Here is a 21,784-nt window from a genome sequence, read left to right on the forward strand (position 1 = left end):
CGGATTAGTAAAGTGGTCAGATAGTCAGCGGTAATGATATTTTCTGGAGAAAGGAAGTGAGCACAGGTGGCAGTGGTGGATCGAAGACAGCAGGTGCTTCAGGCCGCAGCAAAATCTTTTTCATTATTCGGCTATAAGGCGACTACCATGGATCAGGTTGCTAAGATCGCAAATGTTGGGAAAGGAACCATCTACACCTTTTTTACAAACAAAGAGCAATTGTTTGATGAGATCCTGCGCGATATGATGGTAGAAATGAAGATGATTGCTGATCGCGAGATCAGGCGAGACAGACCTTTCTTTGATAACCTGCATCGTGTGCTGGATGCCCTGCTGGAATTTCGAAGTGAGCAGGAGCTATTCATCAAGCTTTCCCAGGAGAGTCGCGAATTCGGAACGCCGCAGGCAGGAGAAGGGCTCGAGAAGATCGAGAACTTAGTTTTAGAATATTTAGAACGGGAGGTGCAACAAGCGCTCCAAAAGGGAGAAATCAAACCTTGCGATCCTAAAATCGTATCTGTAGTCATGTTCAGGCTATATATTGTATTGACTGCTGAACTGAATAAAACACATACTCCCTTGGACAAGGAACAGATCAAGATGTACTTTCATTTGTTTCTCGCCGAAGGATTGGCACAGTAAGCGTTGATTCAGGGTAGGGATGGCGTGATCAGATTCGCTTTCCCTTAACAATTTCCAAGCTGTTATAGGCATTGAAGAAGAGCCGAGAGGCGTTTTTTTTATCCCCTGAATTGACCGAATGGGGAAAGTGGTCACCTAGTGTTACGTAATATTTCGCAAACAAAGCATTTTAAAGAGAGCATAAGCTCATAAGGAGAGAACCAGAATGAAATCATTATCCGTATTTACCAAGGATCTTGGCGCAGCACTGAGAAATCCAAAGGTGCTGATTCCGATGATTGCCATCCTATTTATTCCGGTGATGTATAGCGGATTCTTCCTAAAGGCATTCTGGGATCCGTATGGCAAGATGAATGAGTTACCGGTTGCTGTGGTCAACCAAGACGTCGGTGCTAATTATGAAGGAAAACAACTTCAGGCCGGAGATGATCTGGTTGAAGAGCTTAAGGTAACCGATGGCTTTCAATGGAACTTTGTTTCACTAGAAGAAGCGCAAGCAGGAATGAAGGACAATACCTATTATATGTCGATTATTGTTCCAGAAGACTTCTCTGCTAAAGCAACAACGCTTTTGGATGATGAACCACAACCGGCAAAAATTATTTATGAGCCAAATGAAGGCTACAACTTCCTGGCCGGTCAAATCGGCGGAACGGCTGTAGCAGAAATTAAATCTAAAGTATCCGCTAAGGTAACTGAGGCTTATGTGGATTCTGTATTCAATCAGATTACTGATGTATCTAAAGGACTTGGCGAAGCGGGAGATGGAGCTAGCAAGATCGCTGATGGTGCAGGTAAGCTGGATGACGGCGCACTGAAGCTGAAAGAGAATCTTCTTGTACTGACTGAAGGTACGGGCAAGCTTCAAAATGGTTTAGAACCACTGACTAAAGGTGTGACTGATTTAAATTCAGGTGCTACCGCAATTCAAACGGGTTCTAGCACTTTGGCAGGCGGTTTGCAACAATTGTCGGCTGCTCATACACAGCTTCAAGATGGCGTTGCACAAAGCGCTGCCGGCAGTAAACAGCTTAGTGATGGCTTGAAGCAAGCTGTAACAGGTGCCACACAGCTTCAAGCAGGTACGAAGTCTGCTGTGGATGGTACTGCTAAACTACAAGCAGGAACACAATCTTTAGTCGACGGCAGCGCGAAGCTGGAAGCAGGTTTGACCTCTTCCGTTGATGGCAGCGCGAAGCTGGAAGCAGGCTTGCAGGCTTCCGCAGAAGGTAGCACAAAGGTTACTGAGGGTGCTAAAGCGGTCGCTCAAGGTTTGCAGCAATTGGCACAGGCTAGTCCTGAGCTGGCACAAAATCCAGCCGTACAGAAGCTCCTAGCAGCTAGTGCAGCTGTTGCACAAGGCAGTGAACAACTGCAACAAAGCCAACAACAGTTAGCACAAGGAGCAAGCGCACTTCACAGTGGGCAAGAGCAACTTGCACAAGGTGCAACTCAGCTGCATGCTGGTTCACAGCAGGTTTCTGCTGGAGTAACCCAGTTGCATGATGGAGCACAGCAATTAAATGCTGGTAGCACTCAGCTCTTGGCAGGACAACAAAAATTGGCACAAGGTGCGTCAGCCCTTGTAACAGGTGGCGATAAGCTACAAGCAGGTATGAAACAGTTCGGCGCGAAGCTTAGTGAAGCAGCAGCTGGAGGTAACAAACTTGCTGAGGGTGGTAAAGCACTCGGAGATGGTACATCGAAATTACTCAGTGGTGTTGGTGAACTAGGTAGCGGCATTGGTGCTGTAGCTGACGGTTCCAAACAATTGGCTAATGGTGCAGGCGAGCTGAAGAATGGGATGGATGATCTGAAATCTGGATCCACAGAACTTGCAACTAAGCTTGGTGAAGCTGCTGAACAAACAGGCAGCGTGAATAAGTCAGATAAAATGATGGAAATGTTCGCACAACCGGTTGTGGTTGAGGATCAGGTTGTAAATCATGTACCGAACTACGGCACAGGGTTTGCTCCTTACTTCTTATCTCTTGGGTTGTTCGTAGGTGCTCTGATTTCTACGATTGTTATTCCAATGCGTGAATCAGCTGTAATTGGCGCAAGCCGTTTGAATCGTTTTATCAGCCGTACGCTTACGTTCTCAATCATGAGCTTTATCCAGTCTATGCTGGCTGCTGTGGTTGTATTGTACGGACTTGGACTAGAAGTACAAAGTGTACCGCTATTCTTCCTGTTTACATTCTTGACTAGTCTAGTTTACACATGGGTAGTACAATCCATTGTTACTTGGCTGGATCAACCGGGACGTTTTGTTGTTATCGTTATTCTTATTTTCCAATTAACAACTAGTGCTGGAACATTCCCACTTGAATTGATCCCGAACTGGATGAAATTCTTTAACCCACTGCTTCCTATGACTTACACAGTTAGTGGTTTTAAATCAGTAATTTCTACAGGGGACTTCAGTGCAATGTGGAGTGATGTAGGTGTGCTTGCAATCTTCGGTCTTGGATTCCTTGCTCTTACTTTCGCTTACTTCATGACCCGCAGTCGGGACAATGAAGCTGGAATGAATAGTGAACAGGCTCTGACTGTATAATTTGAAAAAAAGTAATTAAAAAGCGTCTCCTCAGGGAGACGCTTTTTTTGAGTTCAAATCATAGAACCCTTTTTCTTGCAAACATTCAAGGGCAATGAAAATTCTTGAAACGCTTTCATTGCATAAGTTCTTATGCGTCAATTATGCATAATTATACACATATGAGTTTTTTTAAACTTTTGTCCACTAAAGCTGTGTCGCAAAAAGAAATGTTAATCAGCATCATAAAAAAGTTTAAATTGCGCTGTTGTCACCTCGGTGATAAAATAATAGCACTAATCTGGCTTGAATAATTATTAAAATTTTAATCTGAAAAATTTTCCAAAGATTACGCCATACTTTATAATAGAAAGGTTGCGTTCGATGAGACACACTGAACTGCCCGGAAAACAGGGCCTGTATGATCCCCAGTTCGAAAAAGATGCTTGCGGCATGGGATTTGTAGCCCATATTAAAGGCAAACCGTCCCATGATATTGTTAGTAACGCTTTAACAATGCTCTTTAATATGGAGCATCGTGGCGGACAAGGTAGCGAACCCAACTCTGGTGACGGAGCAGGTATCATGCTGCAAATTCCGCACCGTTTCTTTGCTAGTGAAGCCCAGAAGCTTGGCTTTGCTTTGCCGGAACAAGGCCATTATGGCGTAGGCATGATTTTTCTATCTCAAAACGAGAAAGTTCGGGCTCAGCATGAGGCTCTTTTAAGCAAAATTATTGCTGAAGAAGGTCAGGAAGTACTCGGCTATCGTGATGTACCTACCTATGATGAAATGCTAGGCAAAACAGCGAAGGCTGCAAAGCCTTTTGTGCGCCAAGTGTTTATCGGTCGCTCGGCCTCGGTTACGAGCGAATTGTCTTTTGAGCGTAAGCTTTATGTCATTCGCAAACGTGCAGAACTTGCGATTCGCTACGGTGGTGTAGAAGAGGCTGAAGCCTTCTATATCCCAAGCTTGTCATGTCGTAAGATCGTGTACAAAGGCATGCTGACTACAGAACAAGTCGGACAATTCTACCTGGATTTGCAGAACGAAGAGCTGGAATCAGCAATAGCGTTAGTTCACTCCCGTTTCAGTACGAATACCTTCCCAAGCTGGGAACGTGCGCATCCCTACCGCTTTATGATCCACAATGGTGAGATTAATACCTTGCGCGGAAATGTGAACTGGATGCATGCTCGCCAGTCGCTGTTCAAGAGTGAAGTGTTCGGCGAAGATCTGAGCAAGATCAAACCTGTTATAAACCCGGATGGATCGGACACTGCAATGTTCGATAATACCTTTGAGTTTCTTTATTTGAGCGGACGCTCCTTGACGCAGGTAGCCATGATGATGGTCCCTGAACCATGGAGCAATCATGACAGTATGGACGCCGACAAGAAAGCTTTTTACGAATATCACAGCACTTTGATGGAGCCATGGGACGGACCTGCTGCAATGGGCTTTACAGATGGTGTGCAAATCGGCGCTATTTTGGACCGTAACGGCTTGCGGCCTGCTCGTTATTATGTAACAAAGGACGACATGATTATTCTATCCTCCGAAGCAGGTGTACTGGACATTCCAGCAGAGGACATCTTATATAAAGACCGCCTGAAGCCTGGACGCATGCTGCTCGTGGATACGAAGGAAGGCCGCATTATCTCCGATGAGGAAGTTAAATCGGCTATCGCCACCGAGAAGCCTTACCGTCAGTGGCTGGATGAGCATTTGATTAGTCTCGAAGAGCTTCCAGATGCGCCTGAACTACCCAATCCTAAGCATGACAATGTGCAGCAGCTGCAGCAAGCGTTCGGCTATACTTTTGAGGATTTGCGCAAGGTGCTTGAGCCAATGGCATCTACTGGCGCTGAAGCTGTAGGTTCCATGGGGTATGATGCGCCGCTTGCGGTGCTTTCTGACCGTCCGCAGCGTCTATATAACTATTTCAAACAAATGTTTGCTCAAGTTACGAATCCGCCAATCGATGCGATTCGCGAAGAGCTGGTTACCTCTACTACGACTACGATTGGACCAGAGCGTAACTTGCTTAAACCAGAACCAGAAAGCTGTCGCCAAATCTCGCTGCACACACCGATTCTTTCGAATGAAGACTTTGCTAAAATTCGTCATGTTCGTCGAGCAGGCTTCAAGTCGATGTCTATTCCGATTCTTTTCCCGGCTGAGCTCGGAGCAGAAGGAATGCGTATCGCGCTTGAGCGTATGAACGAGGCTGCGGATCGCGTTATGGCTAAAGGTCATAACATTCTGATTCTGACGGACCGCGGTGTGGACCGTGAGAATGCTGCGATTCCTGCTCTACTTGCGGTATCGAGCTTGCATCACCATCTGATCCGGCAGGGAACACGGACAAAAGTTAGTATTTTACTTGAATCCGGTGAACCTCGTGAAGTCCATCATTATGCACTTCTGCTTGGTTATGGTGTGAGTGCAGTCAATCCGTATCTGGCCTTTGAAAGTTTGGATGATATGATCGGCCAAGGCTTACTGCGGGGAATCTCGCATGAGAAGGCTGTGAAGAACTATATTAAAGCTGCGACTAAGAGCGTAGTTAAGATTCTTTCCAAAATGGGGATTTCTACTATTCAATCCTACCGGGGCGCGCAGATTTTTGAAGCTGTGGGTCTGAACTCGGAGTTCGTGGATCGTTACTTTACTTGGACACCTTCCCGCATTGGCGGTATTGGTCTGGAGGAAGTAGCAACCGAGGCACTTATCCATCATAACCGTGCTTTCACTGAAAAAGACGGAAATGATAAAGTGCTTGATTCCGGTGGTGATTATCAATGGCGAAACGATGGGGAAGATCATTTGTTCAACCCGCAGACCATTCATCTGCTTCAGCACTCTGTGCGTAGTGGAGATTATAAAATGTACAAGAAATATGCTGCACTGGTTCAAGGTGAAAGTGAGAAGCATCAGACAATTCGTTCTTTATTGCAGTTCAAGTCAGCATATGAACCGATTCCTTTAGAAGAAGTAGAACCCGTGGCGTCCATTATGAAACGGTTCAAGACGGGTGCGATGTCCTTTGGTTCCATTAGTAAGGAAGCGCATGAGACCCTCGCTATTGCAATGAACCGGATCGGTGGTAAGAGTAATACTGGTGAGGGTGGAGAAGATCCGGCCCGCTATATCCCGGACAGCAACGGCGATTCCCGTCGCAGTGCGATTAAACAAGTAGCTTCCGGACGTTTTGGAGTTACATCTAACTACCTTGTTAACGCTGATGAGATCCAGATTAAGATGGCTCAGGGTGCTAAACCAGGGGAAGGCGGACAGCTTCCAGGACGTAAAGTTTACCCATGGGTGGCTGAAGTACGCGGTTCAACAGCGGGTGTGGGCTTGATTTCACCTCCGCCGCATCATGATATTTATTCGATTGAGGATTTGGCAGAGCTGATCTATGATCTTAAGAATGCCAATCCACGTGCAAACATTAATGTTAAGCTCGTCTCTGAAGTCGGTGTAGGTACGATTGCTGCTGGCGTAGCCAAAGGGCGTGCTGATATTATCCTGGTAAGTGGCTATGACGGGGGGACAGGTGCATCTCCAATGAACTCCATTCGTCATGCAGGTCTTCCATGGGAACTTGGCTTGGCTGAAACGCATCAGACGTTGATGCTGAACAATCTGCGTGACCGCGTTGTACTGGAAACAGACGGAAAAATGCTTAGCGGACGCGATCTAGCCGTAGCTGTATTACTGGGTGCTGAAGAGTATGGCTTCGCTACTGCTCCGTTAGTAGCTGTGGGTTGTATCATGATGCGTGTCTGCCAAATGGATACATGTCCGGTTGGCGTGGCAACACAAAATCCAGATCTTCGTAAGAACTTTACGGGTGATCCACAGCATGTAGTTAACTTTATGACCTTTGTGGCACAGGATTTACGCGAAATTATGGCGAGTCTTGGCTTCCGTACGATTGAAGAGATGGTTGGCCGTACAGATTGCTTAGACGCTGCTCAAGCTTCGCAGCATTGGAAGAAGAAGGGCGTAGATTTGAGTAGTCTGCTGCATGTACCGGAAATGCCAGAGGGAAGCACACGCTTCTGCAGTAAACGTCAGAATCATGGTCTGGAAGAGACGCTTGATGTCTCTAAACTGCTGGATCTGGCTGCACCTGCACTGGAATCTGGAACGGCTGTAGAAGCATCGTTACCGATTACGAACGTTAATCGTGCCGTTGGAACCATCCTTGGCAGCGAGCTGACACGTAAATACGGGGCAGCCGGCTTGCCTGATGATACGATTCGTCTTCATTTCACCGGTTCTGCTGGTCAAAGCTTGGGTGCATTCGTACCTAAGGGGATCACACTTACGGTGGAAGGCGATTCCAATGACTACGTTGGTAAGGGACTGTCGGGTGGTAAGATTATTATCAAACCCTCTCCAAAAGCTACCTTTGCAGCTGAGGACAATATCATTATCGGAAATACTGCATTCTACGGAGCAACAGCTGGAGAAGCTTATATCAACGGTATCGCCGGTGAACGCTTTGCCGTTCGAAATTCTGGAGCGAAGGTTGTTGTAGAAGGTGTGGGTGACCACGGTTGTGAATACATGACCGGAGGCCGTGTGGTGGTTCTTGGTGAAACAGGCCGTAACTTTGCGGCAGGGATGTCAGGTGGTATCGCTTATGTTTACGATCCAGAGAGATCCTTCATCGGCCGCTGCAATCTCGAAATGGTCTTGCTCGAGAGAGTGGAAGAGCCAGAAGAGATCGAAGAGCTGCGCGAGCTGATTAGCCGTCATGTAGAGCTTACAGGCAGTGAGGCGGGAGCGCGGGTATTGGATCACTGGGCAGATAGCTTGCCGAAGTTTGTTCGGGTCATTCCGAAGGATTACAAACGGATGATGGAGCAGATTCGCAAAGTGGAGCAAACCGGATTGACCGGCGAGGCTGCTTTGATGGCTGCATTTGAAGCGAATATGCGCGAGCTTGCACGTGTAGGTGGCTAAATACCTGTATTCTGAAAAAAACGGGTAATATTGAATGAAGTAATATAAGGGACTTGGACTCTTTCGTTTGCGGGAGGCCAGGTCCTTTTTTGTTCCAATTGAATCGAATCCTCGGTCTAAACAACGTTAGACTGTTTCTTTTTTGTAATTTTCTGAAAAAAACGGTATGGTAAACTTGTTTGTAAATGAAAGGAAGTGATACTGTGTCAAATACAGAAATGATGTCTGAACCTGTTGCCCGTCTGCAGGGAGTTACCAAGAAAATAGGCTCTAAGACGCTGGTGAGCAATTTAACGCTTGATATCCCACCGGGTCAAATATTCGGGTTTTTGGGACCAAACGGAGCAGGGAAGACGACAACAATACGAATGATGGTGGGATTAATTTCCATTAGCAGTGGGGATGTCCTGATTAGTGGTCATAGTATTAAAAATAATTATAAAGAGGCTATTGCAAGTGTTGGGGCTATTGTAGAAAATCCTGAAATGTACAAGTTTCTGTCCGGGTATCAGAATCTTAGACAATTTGCACGGATGGTACCGGGAGTCAGTAAGCAACGGATTGATGAGGTTGTGGAGCTGGTCGGGCTTGGTCAAAGGATTCATGACAAAGTGAAGACTTATTCCCTAGGTATGCGTCAGAGACTTGGAGTAGCTCAGGCACTACTAAACCGACCAAAGCTACTGGTTCTAGATGAACCAACCAATGGGCTTGATCCCCAAGGCATACGTGAGCTTCGTGACTATCTGCGCCTACTCTGTCGTGAAGAAGGAACAACCGTATTTGTCTCCAGCCATTTACTTTCCGAAATGGAGCTCATGTGTGACAGTGTAGCCATTATTCAGAATGGGCAACTGCTTGAGGTAAAACAGCTAAAAGAGGTGGGCAATGTTACAATGCCTGTCGGAGAAACCTTGTTTGAGGTTGACGATGCCGAAGCTGCACTTGCTCTCATTGGACAAGGAACATTAAAGAGCGGTGGGCTTGTAGTTGAGGCGGCACGTGAAGATATTGCGGAGTTTAATGCCAGACTAGTGGCTGGTGGGATTAAAGTGTACAGTATCAAATCACTTGCCCGTACACTTGAGGATCAATTCTTAGAGGTTACAGGAGGTGAAGGAATTGAGTAATTTTACAGCGTTGATACATAATGAGAACATCAAGATATACAGTCGTGCTCGCACATGGATTATGCTGATTATTCTAGCAGTGTTTAGTGCGTTTCTTCCGGCTCTTATGTATTTCACAACGGATAACCCTGCATCACGCTTAGGCGTTTGGGACAGCTTCCAAATGATAGTGAGTGTTGTATTCTTCCTGAATACGATCTTCGTTGTTGTTATAGCCGCTGACTCCGTAGCGGGCGAATTTACCTGGGGAACCATCAAAATGCTGCTGATTCGCCCGTGGAGCCGTTCCCAGATCTTGCTCTCGAAATACATTAGCATTGTGTTGTTTAGCTTGCTTTGTACTGCAGTGTTGATTGTTTTTGGTTTAGCCGCATCGTTTATTTTCGCCTCACCAACTGGAGACACACTGTCTTCGATTGCAGCTTGGAGTCCTGCTGAGTATTCCTTTATAGATCTCCTATGCCGCTATGTCACTCTTTTCTTGACGGTTACACTTGCTTTTATGATCTCTTCCGTATTCCGGGCAAGTGGATTGGCGATTGGTTTATCTATGTTCATCATGTTTGCCCAAGGTATTTTCGCTGCTTTGCTTAATCCGGATGTGTTCGAATGGGCCAGATATTTAATTTTCACTCATATGGATCTAAGGGTCTACATGGGATCTGATGTTGGTCCAGGTGGTGCCACACTAGGCTTCTCCATTGCTGTGCTAGCAGTGTATTATGTTATATTCTTAGCAGTTTCCTGGTTTGTCTTCCGTAAACGGGACGTTGCTGGATAAAAAATAGGATTAACCGGCTTCAAGCGTTTCTTCTGCTTTGGAGGAACGTTTTGCTGACTTGTCCTTTTTCGTATTACTTTTGAGCTCACCTGCTTGTTCAGAGGTGGGCTGTTCCTGCATGGCGATGGACCCGTTAAGCAGGCTGCCTTCCATAATACTGAGTGCTCCTGCAGAAATATTACCGTGTAGCTCGCCAGTACCAGTCATAATGAGCCTACGATCTGCGGTAACATCTCCATATACTTTACCAGCGATAACGATCTCTTCTGCTCTAATACTGGAGCGCACCGTGCCTTCCTCCCCTACAGTGACTACACCACTGCATATAATTTCTCCGCTAAAGGTACCTTCAATCCTCAGGTTCGTATCACAATGTACTTTACCCTCGAGCGTACCCCCATGACCAATCAGAGAGTCCGTAGACTTGAAAGGGGCACGCTGCTGCCGCTTGTTCCACATGTATAAATTCCTCCTAGTTCATATATTTTCACATTAACATTTAGGGTTTAACATAATCCAATGGATCCACAGTTTTATTCTGCTTCACTACCTGAAAATGAAGATGAGGTCCTGTGCTTCGACCAGTGTTTCCAAGTAAGCCAATCTTCTGCCCCTTGTTAACCTTGTCTCCCGCAGATACATTCATTGCCTGCAGATGCATATACCAGGTTTCAAGCCCGTTCGAATGCTTTATCACGATATACTTGCCTCTCGCACCCATCTGCTCGGAGGTAACGACCTCTCCGTCTAAGGCGGCATATACAGGATCGCCTAAGTTCCCGGCAATATCGACACCTGAATGGAACGCGGATAAGCCTTTGAAAGGATCTGTTCGGTAGCCGAAGCTTGAGGAGATGACCCTAGAATCGGTAGGCCAGAGTACCGCTGCATTTAGTCTGGCTTTTTCAGCCTGAGCTTTTTTTGCCTGTTGATTTGCTTGAACGTTATTCTCATGCTCGGCCAGAGTGATAGTCTGAGTAATACTTTCTACCATTTCATCGAGCATACCGTGGATCTCTTCGAAATCGTCTTTTGTTTCCTCCACCAGATTTAGTGATTCGTTCTGATAAGACGCGATATATTCTCCGCCTACCTGTGATGTGATTGTAGCTTTAAAAGATGTCTCATTTGGGATTGGCATAGCGTTACGGCTCGATAAGCCTAAGGTAGAATTTGAAGCAGTAGATTCCGTTTTTGATTCTTTTGTTTCAGTGGCGGAGCCTTTGCTTTTGTTAATCAAAGACTGCAGCTCCTGTTCCAGCGCATTTACACTCTTCAGCTTGTCTTTAATATGATCTGCCTCTTCTGATAGCTCGCTGACTTGAGTACGAAGCTGCATTAGATCCTTATCCTTGTCAGCGACCTTCATTTCCATGCGGAGATTGGTTAGTGATAGTGCGGCTGCCTCAGCTTCCAGTTGTGAGATCGACTGCGAGGCATGGAAATGCATAGAGGTGACCAGACTGGAGAGGGACAGGGCTGCTGCTGCCGGCAGGGCGAACGCAAGTGGCTTGGAGATGTGGAGTTGTTTGACTGGGCGTCCGGCGTCCCTTACGACGAGCAGCGTAATCCGGTTATGATCTGGCTGACTCTTCATGACTTCTCCTTTCTGCGGCATATGGCAGCCGCCTTACGATACACGAAGCTAACGACCTTACTTGCATTAGGCTCATCCCGAATTGTCTTACTACTCTATGTATTCCATATCTTTCGGGAACATGACAACGGTTTGTTTGAATAAAGAAAGAGAGTTACGGCAAAACCTGTACTAGAGTCGTCACAGCGAGTCTATTGCAACTGTTTTATTAATGGAGGGGGTAGGGAATTGAAGACCTTTGCGATAATTCTAAGTCTTTTTATTGTACAGCTCGCAGTTATTGTATTTTTGGAGTTCCGTCGCCCGCAAAGGGCTATGGCGTGGTTGTTCATTTCATTCTGTTGTCCGCCGCTGGGTCTGGCATTCTATTATTTTCTGGGCCGTGATTATAGACAGAATCGAAAATTAAACAAAAGATGTACTTCACTATTTCGTGAAATTCGTTCACATGTCTCTGGCAGTATTAAGGTAGTAAAGGATGTTACTGAGAGTGGAAACGCTCAGTTTGAGAATAATAAAGGTCTACTGGATTTACTCTCGAAAATCGCAGAAGGACCGATTACTGGTCACAACAAGAGCAGGGTATTATCCACTGCTAGAGAAGCGTATGATGCTATGCTGGAAGCTATGGAAGAGGCGAAAGAACATATACACATGGAATTCTATATTTATCGTGATGATGAGATTGGTGAGCAATTTCAAGATGTTATGATTCGGAAGGCGCGACAGGGCGTTAAGGTACGCTTGCTTTGTGATGGTTTGGGCAGCCATCAATTAAGCCGGAGATTCATTCGTACATTGAGTAATGCGGGAGTAGAGTTCCACTTTTTTTTACCTCCGATTAGTTCACTGTTGGATCGTCGTTTTAATTTCCGAAATCATCGGAAGATCTTGGTGGTGGATGGGCTCGTTGGCTTCACGGGTGGAATGAATATAGGGGATGATTATTTGGGGAAGGATCCCAAAATGGGATATTGGCGTGATACCCATCTGCGTCTGGAAGGAGACTCGGTATATTACATTCAGTATGTGTTCTTAAAGGATTGGACACTGGCCTCTGGCGAAAGTATGAGTCATCCGCGTCTATTCCCAAAACATACTTGTGAGGCGCAAGAAGCCGTGCAGATTGTTGGGAGTGGCCCGGATGCTGCAATAGACGCTTCTCAGGAGATGTATTTTGCCGCCTTATGCGCAGCTAAACAGCGGATTTGGATTACTTCACCGTATTTTATTCCTGATCCTGCCGTATGCCGGGCATTGAAAAGTGCAGTACTTCGTGGAGTGGACGTAAGAATTATCATTCCGGCGAAGCCTGATAATATGCTTGTTTATCATGCTTCTTTGTCTTATTTAGAAAATTTACAAGACGCAGGAGTTAAATTCTACAGCTATACCAAAGGATTTATGCATGCCAAAATCATGATTATCGATGATCTGCTCGCTACAGTGGGAAGTGCAAATCTGGATATGCGCAGCTTTTATTCTAACTTTGAAATGACAGCTGTGCTGCTACATCCTGATGCTATCTCTCCGATAGTCAAAGGGTTTGAGAAGGATCAGAAGCACAGTGAATTTATTGATCCTGTAAAGTTTAAGGAGAGAGGGCGAATTGTCAAACTCGGTGAAGGGCTGTGTCAGTTGTTATCTCCGCTATTATGAGCGGAAAGAGGACTAAATCTGAATTTTTCGAAGGATATAACCTGTTCCATTCATTATTAGGGCTTATTTTGTGATATAATAATTGTATAAGAAGAAATGTAAGAAAGTATAGATTATAATTATACTTCCGAATGTTTCAACACTATACTGTTAAATTGTAGGGGGAGTTCTATGAATGTGAGTCCACAAATGATTGCCAAAGAGGAAAAGAACAAGCTGCAGAAGACCGGAACACATAAAATGGCTAAGTTCGCGCAGCGTATGATCATGTTATCCATTGGGGCAGCAATGATGGCTGTTGCACTTGAGATATTCCTCGTACCGAATCAAATGATTGATGGTGGGATTACCGGTATCTCTATTATTTTATCACATCTATTCGACATTCCTCTGGGGATTTTATTGACGCTGTTAAACCTTCCGTTCTTGTTAATTGGTTATAAGCAAATCGGTAAGACCTTTGCCTTATCTACCTTATATGCAATTGTGCTTATGTCTATTGGTACTTCAATGTTGCATCATGTGAATGCCTTTACGGTTGAGCCTATGCTTGCAGCCGTTTTTGGGGGGATCATTCTTGGTGTAGGTGTTGGGTTAGTAGTACGTTTTGGCGGATCTCTAGATGGTACAGAAATTGTTGCGATTCTAGTGGCCAAGAAGCTTCCCTTCTCTGTAGGTGAAGTTGTTATGTTCTTCAACCTGTTCATCTTGTCCGGAGCTGGATTTGTGTTCGGTTGGAATAATGCGATGTTCTCACTAATTGCTTATTACATTGCTTTCAAGGTAATTGACATTACACTTGAGGGTCTGGATCAATCGAAATCGGTATGGATTATCAGTGATAAATTCCGTGATATCGGTGAAGCCTTGACGGAACGTCTTGGACGTGGTGTTACTTATTTAGATGGAGAAGGCGGATTTTCCGGGGAGAATAAGAAAGTAATCTTCGTGGTTATCACCCGTTTGGAAGAAGCCAAGCTTAAATCCATTGTTGAGGATTGGGATACTGGTGCATTCATCGCAATAGGTAACATTCATGATGTTAAAGGTGGCCGTTTCAAGAAGAAAGCCATTCATTAGCTTGGCGCTTTAGTATTATTAACTGAAAGAAGGTATTTTTACGAATAATGGAGCAATAAATACGGTGAACAAGACTCGATATGCCGTATTCTTATACAATATACCTTCTGTCCTTGAGTGGGACGCCTGATAAGCCCGGAGCATGAAATGATGCTGCGGGCTTATTGTTGTTTTTGGCTCATTATTCGTGTCATTCCATCCCTACGGAAGCTTAGCAATGAGCTGTTTGACGGGTTGCGGAGGCACCTTTTCCAAAAGATCTCCCATCCGCTGCAGGCGTTCCTCAATATTGAGCAGATGAAAATCAGTAGGAGATACGTTTTGCTGAACCTCTTTCCATAGCAAGGGTGTGGATACTGTAGCAAGCGGTCTGGCACGTGGTGTGTAAGGTGCAGCTAATGTTTTGCCACTGTAATGCTGGAGGTAGTCAAAATAGATTTTATCTCCGCGATTCTTCTTCAGACGCTCCAAGGTGAATAAATCGGAGTGCTTTTCAGTGACATAACGACCGACGAAATGTCCGATTTTTCGCAATTCATCAAAAGTAACACCAGTTTCGATAGGAACAATGATCTGCACCCCGGTAGCGCCAGAGGTTTTGGGTACAGAAGATAAACCGAGGGAGGTTAAGACCGTCCCAACGATTGCAGTGGCTTCCATGATACGAGGCTCAACCTCACGCGACGGGTCTAGATCAATCATCCATTCACAAGGTAGAGCGCTGCCGACATAATGCAAAGAAGGATGGAATTCCAAAGCAGCCAGATTACCCAGCCAAATCAGCTCAGGTAAACCTTGTAGCTTAATATAATTTATATTCTCATGTACAGCGGTCTGGACAAAGGCAGGAAGAGGATCAGGTGCATTTTTCTGATAAAAGGACATTCCAGAGACACCGTGCGGATAACGAATGACGGTCAGCAGCCGATCTCGGCAATAGCGCAGCAGATAGGGAGAAAGTGCAGCAAGCTTTTGCAGATAAATCCGCTTCGTAATGCCACATTCTGGCCAGAGCAGCTTCTCTGGGTTCGTGATAATGATTTCTTCTCCGTCTACGGTAATTGTACCTTTGATCGCCGCGGGCATCTGAAACCTCCTTTCTATTATAGGAATGAGGGTATTATGTGCCAGTCTGTTTCTTTTCATGAAAAAAATATTTCCAAAGTGTCCCTTTTGGATGATCATAGGAGTTATAAGGATATACGATTACGTGAAAGGGGAGTTTGCTGATATTGGACGGAATCGAGTACACCGTCGTTCGGGTACAGGCAGGCGAGGTAGAGTCCTATGCCCTTATCGTCGAGGCTTATCAAAAGCCGATTTACCGCTATTGCTGCCGGCTGCTTGGAAGCCGCACGGAAGCAGAGGATGCGGTACAAGATATTCTGGTAAAGGCCTATCAGCATATAGGCACGTACCGCCCTATCGCGAGCTTCTCATCATGGTTATATAAAATAGCCTATCATCATTGCCTTAGTCTAATCCGCAAACGCCAAAGACATTTAAAGATTATGGCGCTTTTTCAACCCGAGCCTCCTGCAGAAAGTCCGGAACAGTTGATGGACCGTTACATATTTAACGAACAGCTCACGATTGCCCTCTCAAAGCTGAAAATGGATGAGCGAAATCTGTTAGTACTTCGAATCTTTGAGGAACAGAGCTTTCCGGAGATTGCGGAGATCCTCGATAAAAATACGGATGCCGTGAAGAAGAGATACAGGCGTACGATTATGAAGCTTGGCAAAATGATGAATGCTCAGAAAGGGGGGACGGAATGGTGGGGCAACGGCAACGAAGCTTTGTTGAAGAGAAAATGATAAAAAAAATGGACGCATGGGGTGACTGTGACGATCTAGATGTAAAAGCAGCTGTTATGAAGCGGGTAAGGGCGATTCATGATCAACAGAAAATAATAGATGGAGAAATGACCCACTTCCGTGACGAGCTGGATTCATTCTCAAAGCCGGGAAATCCCGTTATGCAAAAGCAAGAGAAGATACTCCCGCATCCATCTAGGTTTAGAAAAAGACTTCTCTCAGGGGTATCCGCAGCTGCATTGCTGGGAATGATCGGATTTGGTGCTCTTCAGCTGTCTGGACTTGGGGATTTAGCGGAACATGGGAGCCAGTCTACAATTGATATCACACAGCCTTCGGATGGCGCTATTACATTAGTAAGCGGTGGAGGTAAAGCTATTGTTCAGACGGTTCACAATAATACCCCTGCTCCCACAACCTCTACTGCGATAGAGAAGTATCTAAGCTTATTAGAGACTTATAAAGAGCAAGTGCTTGCTTACTTGAACGTTGGAGAAATGGCTGCTTATTATGTGAATGATCCTGAATTTACTAAGTTGGTCAAAGGTTTAGGTTATGGAAATCAATTGCAGTACGCCTTCAAATCTCCTGTGTATACGAAGTATCAAGATTTCGCAAATGAATTAAAAGGGACTGGCGATTTCTGGCCAGAGCTGCCTTCCAAGCTCACTAATGGTTATGAATTTGAGCAAGCAACTTTTAAAGCCGCTTCTCCTTACGGGTCGATAAACACGGAGCATAAAGAAATGTTTGAACAATTTCAAAAGAAAGCTAAGGCCGATGATACAGGCCAAAAGCTGTTTATGGAGAAGATAACTGTGAATGCCATAGAGAGTGCTGAGGTTACCTATCACAAGGGGGATCAAAGAATTACATTATCCTTAAGCCAGAGTGAACTACTTGGAAACGGTGCACAACAAGTGTCCATCCTGGAAGGTCAGACTGCTGAAAAATGGTCTCTGACAAACACAGGTAAAGAGGCGGCTTTTATCGCTGCGAGTACACAGCAGGGGACCCAGGCTTGGTATTCCTTGAATCGTTTGTATTGGTATGATGAGGCCAGCCAGACGATTCGTAGTCTAAATGATGGATTGAATAACAGTTTAACCCGTGAACAATGGCAAGTGATTGCCAATAGTTTTATTCGCTAGCTACTGCTGCTCTAATTGTACTTTATGATCCTTTCGTCTTTTGACGAAAGGATTTTTTTATGAGAAAAAGTCCCTTTCTCCCATGCTGAAGTGTTATAGAAGTGTAGTTGAAAAACAGGGCGAAATTACATCTACCCTTTTAGAAGGAGGTGATTAGAACTTGAAGCTTAATAATCAATTCAAAAAAATACTGATGGCGATTTCTGCAGTAACCTTGCTGGGAATAGGAGTGGTCTTGGGTGGGGAAGTATCTGGCTTGTTCCTTTCGACCGCGTCGGCATCTGGACAGCAGGCTTCAGCACCAATCGATCAGAAGATTCAGAAGCAACTGGATGCACTCGAAGCAGGGTTGAAGGAAGGAACGTTAATGGCTTATTACGTACGTGATAAAGTTTCCAATCCTCAGGATACGATCAGCTTCTCTGGCAAAGGATTTGTTTTTAAAGACTATAAATCTTTTGCAGCTAAATTTAAAGCGCTAAAGGGGCCGTCTACTCCGCAGCCTGGCAATCTTCCTAAAGGCTTCGCGCTGGCTACAGCTATCATTTACCCACCGGTCGTAGCTAATGATTCAGATCTGTATTTACAGTTAGAGCAGGAACTAAAGGCAGCAGCAGCGGCAGGTGAGCCCCATAAACAGTTGTTCAGTAAAGTTGTTGGCTGGAGCCAGACTAAATTGTCCATGCAGCTGTATGCCAAAGGAAAAGCCAATTTTAGCATTGTAGCCGGGGCGCCGCCCGCCAAACTCCCCGAAGGAGCGGTACCTTTTGTACGAGCTACAGAAACTAAGAAAGAGCTGACGGTCAACGGAAGGAAAGTAGTGCTTACAACCGATTCCGCTAAAGATGCAAGCTTCAATACTAAACTGGTGTGGTTGGATAACTCAGGAACAGTGCAATATACCCTTTCAGACAATCGGGCCAGTAAACTGACGACAAATGAAATGCTGGCTGTAGCTAAAAGCATGATCAAATAACCAGATGGTTAAAGGAGGATATCATATTGATTATTAAAAAAAGTGCAGCTATTACGGCTTTAAGCTTAATAGTGTTGATGAGTGCGGTGAGTGGAACAGCAGGCGCAGTGCCTTCAGGAAGCAAGAATAAAAGCAAAGCCACCGCACCCGTTGAACAGAATACGCCGGTATCGCCAACGATTGAAGCGTTGATTGTTAAAGAAAATGCGGTTCCCTTAAAAGCGGGCGAAATTAAGATCCTTTATGTCAATGACAAGAAATCTAATCCAGATGAAACCTTGAGTATAAGCTATATGCCTTACAGATTCAGTTCCACAAATGAAGCAGCGCAGAAGTTATCTTCATTAAGCGGAAAGTCACTCCTGATACCTGCTTCACTCCCGGAGGATTATAAGCTGCAGGATGTTGTTTTAAATCCAGTGCTGCCGATGTTTTTCAGCACAGAGTATAAAGCCCTCAGAGATCAGATAAAAGCCAAAGCACAAGCTGCTGGTAAAAAAGTGATTTCCCAAAGCTTGAAGTGGAGCGACACAGAAACTTCTATCACCTATTTGCGAAATGGGGAGAGAGTGATTTTAAAATCTGCTCCTGCATATACGCTTCCGGAAGGGGTTACTTTGGCGCAGCTGCCTGGTGACCAAGATGAGAACTCGACCATCAATGGAGTTGAGTCAGTATACACTGTGTTTGGACCTCATCATGGAGATCTTAAAGTTCAGCTGGTATGGTCTAGTGTGGATGGAGGTACTGATTATAAGCTTACGAGTACAAAAAATACTGCGCAGACAAAAGCGGAGCTGGAGGCTATTGTAACAAGTCTTATAGCACAATAAACAACGTCCTCCCGTACAGTCGGGAGGACGTTTCTTTGGGGAAGAACTCATCCTTTTTGCTCCATAGTGCAAGACTCCGGAGGAAGATCAACCTTAGCTTGAGTAACGGGCTGACGCAAAGTGCCTGAGGTATTCCATTCCAGAAAATGAACCTTGAAGACAAGCTTTGGTTTGATCCAAAATGCATTCTTACCTCGTTGCGGAACCTCTGCAAAGGGCATTTGATCTATTTTTAATTGATGTACCTCCGCAGTTAAGTCGCGTTTATCCTGTACAGTCAATTTGCCGGGTCCGGCATGCCCGATATAGTGTAGGTTACCATCATTGTCATACAGCCCGAGAAGCAATGCATTAACGATGCCGTCTCGGAACGTTACACCTCCGGCTACAGCCACAATGTCAGAAATGATTTTACGTTTCTGCCAGCGTTTATCTTTTCCACCCGGAGCATAAGTGCTGTTGATATCCTTGCAGACGATTCCCTCTAGGCTTTGGTTCTGAGCGGCGGCAAACAGTTCTCCAGGATCGCTATAATTCGGTACGACTTGTACATGAGGATGGGGCAGCAGAATATCGCTTAGCAGCTGCTGCCGCGAACATAAAGGTTGATCCATCGTCGATTGGCCATTGTACAACAAAATATCAAAAATCATATAAATGACAGGAACCTGATACCTAACGACAGAAATGGTGGAGCCATTCTTTAAGCTGTCCCTCCGCATGACCTCGTGGAATGAAGGTTTTCCATCCTTGAGTGCAATAATCTCACCATCAAGAATAACGGAGTCCGCTTTGCAGTAAGCAGATACATCCGTAAGCTCAGGGTATTGCGTTGTACGGTAATTGCCGCGTCTGTTAATAAGCTGAGTAGTGCTTCCGTCGTAATAGGACAACATGCGAACGCCATCCCATTTAATCTGTGCAATCCACTGGTTGCCTGCTGGAAGCTGCCCAGCCAGTATGGGTTCAAAAGGAATAATAGGCTGAAGCTTCATCAGCAGAGCCTCCTAAGATACGGTTGTTTTACTTTTGGGGCTACGACGCTTCGGTTTGGGTGCGATGACTGGAATCGGCCCAGAAGCTTCATTCTGCAGTTCGGCAGGTTCAGCTGCTGCTTTGGTCTTGGAAGTTTTTCTTTTGGCAGCCGGAGTCGCTTTAGTTTTTGTTTTCTTAGTACCTGTTAATGTAGGACCTGGATCCGTAGGAACATGCTGTACCGCCTGAATACTGGCCTGCAATGCTGCCATTAGATCAATTACATTGCTTTCCTGTTTGGCAGGAGCGATATGAAATTCTTCGCCTGCAATTTTATGTGAGATTAGATCAAGCATACGCTGGCGATAATCATCGGTATATTTGGCCGGATCAAAAGGCGTGGACAGCTGTGAAATCAGCAGCTTCGCCATATCCAGCTCTTTATCATTCACCGTCCCTGCTTCGGGCAGGCCAGGCACTTGTGAGACTGGTCGCACTTCATCAGGATAAAAAATAGTCTCGATGGCGAGGCAATCCTCCAGCACACGAATAGCAGCGAGACTGCTTTTGGAACGAATCGAAATTTTGGCGATGCCAATTTTACCAGTTTGACGCATGGCCTCCATAAGAAGCCGGTATGCATTTGTCCCTGCCTGATCCGGGGATAAATAATAGGTTTTTTGAAAATAAATCGGATCGATCTCCGTCAGATCGACAAAGTCGAGTATGGTAATGCTTTTGCTGCTTTCGTCGGTCAATTGATCCAGTTCCTCTTTGTCGAATAGAACAAATTTCCCTTTTTCATATTCATACCCCTTGCCGATTTCTTCCCAAGCCACCTCTTTGTCACATACTGGACATTTACGTACATACGACAGAGGGCTGCCGCATTCCTTATGAATATAACGCAGGGAAATGTCCTTATCTTCCGTAGCGGAGAACATTTTAACCGGAACATGCACTAGCCCGAAGCTGATGGCTCCTTTCCAAACGGTATGCATGAGAAACCCCTCCTGATCTAAGTTGGTCTGCTTTGGGTTAGTATGAGGCAGGAAAGGCTTTTCTAGCCGGGTGCATTTTTTGAGAAGCATGGGAAAATATAAAATCAGGCCTATAAAGCTGAGGAGGAGAATACAAGGAATGGAACCCAGGGATAACGAGTGGACCGATGCATTAAGTGAGCAGGATATTCCAGCGGCAGTTGTGGATTGGAATAGTATTATAGCTCCACCGGAAGCAAGTCAGGTATCTGATTCGGAGAAGCTGGATGCAGAACGAACCCTCGAAGATACATCACCCTTAGAATCGTAAACTATAGGAAAAATAAAGGAGGAGAACAGTGGTGGACGTCAAACGGGCACAGGATATTTATGCTTCTAAAGAGACGGTAAGTGTACATTTGGATGGAGAACCTGTATGGATTGAGCATGTGGATGCACAGAACGGAATGGCTACGGTTCAAGTGGGCTCTCGACCAACGAATACGCATACGGTAGGTGTTGAACGGTTAGAGGAGCAAGAACATTAACAGGGTTTGTTCGAAGAGCTGAGATAATCTAAATCACACGTTTATAAAAGAGACTCTTTATGCTTATCTGAACTGTGACCCGTAAGATGGAAACTT

The 21,784-nt window shown here is 45.3% G+C and carries 18 protein-coding genes; 13 read left to right on the top strand and 5 right to left on the bottom strand.

Annotated features, from left to right (window positions below; translation table 11 throughout):
• Nucleotides 1–66: 66 nt before the first annotated feature.
• The 5 genes from CA598_RS20470 to CA598_RS20490 all read left to right on the top strand — a co-directional run bounded on the left by CA598_RS20470 (nt 67) and on the right by CA598_RS20490 (nt 10,072).
• Nucleotides 67–642: a TetR/AcrR family transcriptional regulator gene (locus CA598_RS20470; protein WP_094871433.1), complete on the top strand. Its 576-nt coding sequence runs from the start codon at nt 67–69 to the stop codon at nt 640–642.
• Nucleotides 643–847: 205 nt separating this feature from the next.
• On the top strand, nt 848–3,202 hold the full coding sequence (locus CA598_RS20475) for a YhgE/Pip domain-containing protein (protein ID WP_094877693.1): 2,355 nt from the start codon (nt 848–850) through the stop codon (nt 3,200–3,202).
• Between the two features lie 363 nt (nt 3,203–3,565).
• Nucleotides 3,566–8,161, top strand: a complete 4,596-nt coding sequence (gltB, locus tag CA598_RS20480; protein ID WP_094877695.1) for a glutamate synthase large subunit — start codon at nt 3,566–3,568, stop codon at nt 8,159–8,161.
• Nucleotides 8,162–8,379: 218 nt separating this feature from the next.
• On the top strand, nt 8,380–9,291 hold the full coding sequence (locus CA598_RS20485; RefSeq protein ID WP_094871465.1) for an ABC transporter ATP-binding protein: 912 nt from the start codon (nt 8,380–8,382) through the stop codon (nt 9,289–9,291).
• The gene (locus CA598_RS20490; RefSeq protein WP_094871436.1) at nt 9,284–10,072 is read left to right on the top strand and encodes an ABC transporter permease; all 789 of its coding nucleotides are present in this window, start codon (nt 9,284–9,286) and stop codon (nt 10,070–10,072) included. Before CA598_RS20485 ends, CA598_RS20490 begins: the two co-directional genes overlap by 8 nt.
• A 9-nt stretch (nt 10,073–10,081) precedes the next feature.
• Here CA598_RS20490 and CA598_RS20495 read toward each other — a convergent pair whose 3' ends face one another.
• A complete protein-coding gene (locus tag CA598_RS20495) occupies nt 10,082–10,531 on the bottom strand; it encodes a bactofilin family protein (protein WP_094871437.1) in 450 nt (149 codons plus the stop codon).
• A gap of 40 nt (nt 10,532–10,571) precedes the next feature.
• Nucleotides 10,572–11,690 (bottom strand): peptidoglycan DD-metalloendopeptidase family protein, encoded by a 1,119-nt coding sequence (locus CA598_RS20500; protein ID WP_256990573.1) that lies wholly within the window; start codon nt 11,688–11,690, stop codon nt 10,572–10,574.
• Nucleotides 11,691–11,897: 207 nt separating this feature from the next.
• On the opposite strand from CA598_RS20500, the gene cls reads away from it, so the two are divergent.
• Nucleotides 11,898–13,328: a cardiolipin synthase gene (cls, locus tag CA598_RS20505; protein WP_094877696.1), complete on the top strand. Its 1,431-nt coding sequence runs from the start codon at nt 11,898–11,900 to the stop codon at nt 13,326–13,328.
• A 240-nt stretch (nt 13,329–13,568) separates the two neighbouring features.
• Nucleotides 13,569–14,408 carry a YitT family protein gene (locus tag CA598_RS20510; protein WP_231573468.1) on the top strand — a complete coding sequence of 280 codons (840 nt, stop codon included), beginning with the start codon at nt 13,569–13,571 and terminating at the stop codon, nt 14,406–14,408.
• A gap of 201 nt (nt 14,409–14,609) precedes the next feature.
• Here the strand turns inward: CA598_RS20510 and CA598_RS20515 are convergent, their stop codons facing one another.
• Nucleotides 14,610–15,494, bottom strand: a complete 885-nt coding sequence (locus CA598_RS20515) for a DNA polymerase domain-containing protein (RefSeq protein ID WP_094877698.1) — start codon at nt 15,492–15,494, stop codon at nt 14,610–14,612.
• Between the two features lie 146 nt (nt 15,495–15,640).
• Between CA598_RS20515 and CA598_RS20520 the strand changes: the two genes are divergently transcribed.
• The 4 genes from CA598_RS20520 (at nt 15,641) to CA598_RS20535 (ending at nt 19,185) form a co-directional block, all read left to right on the top strand.
• Nucleotides 15,641–16,225 carry an RNA polymerase sigma factor gene (locus CA598_RS20520; RefSeq protein ID WP_094877699.1) on the top strand — a complete coding sequence of 195 codons (585 nt, stop codon included), beginning with the start codon at nt 15,641–15,643 and terminating at the stop codon, nt 16,223–16,225.
• A complete protein-coding gene (locus CA598_RS20525; RefSeq protein ID WP_094877700.1) occupies nt 16,183–17,376 on the top strand; it encodes a hypothetical protein in 1,194 nt (397 codons plus the stop codon). The genes CA598_RS20520 and CA598_RS20525 overlap by 43 nt, the downstream gene beginning before the upstream one ends.
• A gap of 160 nt (nt 17,377–17,536) precedes the next feature.
• On the top strand, nt 17,537–18,352 hold the full coding sequence (locus CA598_RS20530; RefSeq protein ID WP_094877701.1) for a hypothetical protein: 816 nt from the start codon (nt 17,537–17,539) through the stop codon (nt 18,350–18,352).
• Between the two features lie 26 nt (nt 18,353–18,378).
• On the top strand, nt 18,379–19,185 hold the full coding sequence (locus CA598_RS20535) for a hypothetical protein (protein ID WP_094877702.1): 807 nt from the start codon (nt 18,379–18,381) through the stop codon (nt 19,183–19,185).
• 47 nt (nt 19,186–19,232) lie between these two features.
• On the opposite strand, the gene CA598_RS20540 is transcribed toward CA598_RS20535, so the two are convergent.
• Entirely contained in the window at nt 19,233–20,180 is a 948-nt protein-coding gene (locus tag CA598_RS20540; protein ID WP_094877703.1) for an ATP-dependent DNA ligase, read from the bottom strand.
• A 12-nt stretch (nt 20,181–20,192) separates the two neighbouring features.
• Complete coding sequence (gene ku / locus CA598_RS20545) at nt 20,193–21,161, bottom strand: non-homologous end joining protein Ku (RefSeq protein WP_094877704.1); 969 nt, start codon at nt 21,159–21,161, stop codon at nt 20,193–20,195.
• A 139-nt stretch (nt 21,162–21,300) separates the two neighbouring features.
• Here ku and CA598_RS32365 point away from each other — a divergent pair, with 139 nt between their 5' ends.
• Both CA598_RS32365 and CA598_RS20550 read left to right on the top strand, forming a co-directional pair.
• Nucleotides 21,301–21,471 carry a hypothetical protein gene (locus CA598_RS32365; RefSeq protein ID WP_179283720.1) on the top strand — a complete coding sequence of 57 codons (171 nt, stop codon included), beginning with the start codon at nt 21,301–21,303 and terminating at the stop codon, nt 21,469–21,471.
• A 31-nt stretch (nt 21,472–21,502) separates the two neighbouring features.
• The gene (locus CA598_RS20550; protein ID WP_042131867.1) at nt 21,503–21,688 is read left to right on the top strand and encodes an H-type small acid-soluble spore protein; all 186 of its coding nucleotides are present in this window, start codon (nt 21,503–21,505) and stop codon (nt 21,686–21,688) included.
• Nucleotides 21,689–21,784: the final 96 nt, after the last annotated feature.

This window comes from Paenibacillus sp. VTT E-133291, from assembly GCF_002264395.1.
GTDB lineage: Bacteria > Bacillota > Bacilli > Paenibacillales > Paenibacillaceae > Paenibacillus_AQ > Paenibacillus_AQ nitricinens.